Annotated in this window: 2 protein-coding genes; both read left to right on the top strand. The window is 67.1% G+C overall.

Annotation, left to right across the window (positions count from 1 at the left end):
• Positions 1 to 80: 80 nt before the first annotated feature.
• Positions 81 to 683: a helix-turn-helix domain-containing protein gene (locus AB0958_RS45175; protein WP_366896301.1), complete on the top strand. Its 603-nt coding sequence runs from the start codon at positions 81 to 83 to the stop codon at positions 681 to 683.
• Positions 653 to 1207 (top strand): transposase, encoded by a 555-nt coding sequence (locus tag AB0958_RS45170; RefSeq protein WP_366896300.1) that lies wholly within the window; start codon positions 653 to 655, stop codon positions 1205 to 1207. Before AB0958_RS45175 ends, AB0958_RS45170 begins: the two co-directional genes overlap by 31 nt.
• Positions 1208 to 1220 lie beyond the last annotated feature (13 nt).

Below are 1220 nucleotides of genomic sequence, written 5' to 3'. Positions count from 1 at the left end.
CTAGTGCTGGATTCCGCTTTCGGTGGGTATAGCTGCTGGTAGCGGGGCGGTTGCGGGTACTCGGGGGCGGGTGCTGGGTCATGGTGCTGAGGGCACGGCTAGGCCGTGACGAGGGCGAGCAAGCGGTGGTCCACCGCCTGGCGTCTGCCAGAAAGGCGCCGAAGGATGTGGTGGAGCGGTGCCGGATGGTGGAGCTCAGCTGGGACGGGTCGCTGGTCCCGCAGATCGCCGACGAGCTGCGGTGCAGTCAGAAGACGGTGCGCCGCTGGCTGCACCGCTTCAACCGCTTGGGGCTGGAGGGCCTGGAGGATCTGGGCGGGCAGGGCCGCAAGCGGAGGATCACCGAAGCCGAACGCTCCAGGATCGTCGGCCTGGTCAAGCAGACCCCGCCCGGCCGACTCGAGGTGCAGCCGTCGAACGAGATGTGGGCCGCGGACGAGTCAGGGCCCTCGGAGTGGACCTTGGACTCGCTGGTCACCGCGGCCCGGGACTTGGGCATCGAGGTCAGCCGCTCCCAGGTGCGCCGGATTCTGCTCGCGGAAGGGGTCCGCTGGCGGCGCACGCGATCCTGGACGCGCTCGAAGGATCCGGACTTCGAGGGAAAAGGACGCGGATCGTCGAGCTCTACACCAGCCCGCCCGCCGACGCGACGGTGGTCTGCGCCGATGAGCTCGGCCCGGTGATCCCCCGCGTTTTCCCACCGGCACCGGGCTGGTCGCCGGACGGGCACCGCATCAAGAACGAGATCGACTACTCCCGCGGGCCGGAGAAGACCTGGGTCTACGGCGCCTTACGTGTCCGCGATGGTCAGGCGGTCACGATGACTGCCACTTCCCGTAATAGCGCCTTCTACCAGCGGTTTCTCCAGTTGGTCGAGGAAGCCAACCCCGCGGGGGACATCTACGTGATCACGGACAATCTGTCCTCGCACAACAGCGTGTCCACCCGCACCTGGCTCGAGGACCACCCACGCATCAAACACGTCTTTATCCCGGTCGGCGCCTGCTGGCTCAACCTGCAAGAAGGCTGGTGGCGCATCTTCCGCAAGTCCGCCCTGGCCGGACGCTCCTTCGGCGACCCAAGCCACATCACCCACGCCACCAAAGTCGCCACCGACCAGCTCAACTCGCGCGCCCGACCCTGGATCTGGGGCAGACCCACACCACCCACCAGGCGCTTACGCCGCCGCTATGTGTACTTCCTTTGAGGAATCCAGCACT

It is taken from the genome of Streptomyces sp. NPDC006655, assembly GCF_040703965.1.
Lineage (GTDB): Bacteria > Actinomycetota > Actinomycetes > Streptomycetales > Streptomycetaceae > Streptomyces.
The sequence above is the reverse complement of the archived record's forward strand: the minus strand, read 5'-3'. Positions and strand labels throughout refer to the sequence as shown.

What these genes read in the sequence shown, in the direction of transcription:
- AB0958_RS45175 (WP_366896301.1), top strand. Translation starts at nt 81, where the DNA reads ATGGTGCTGAGGGCACGGCTAGGCCGTGACGAGGGCGAGCAAGCGGTG.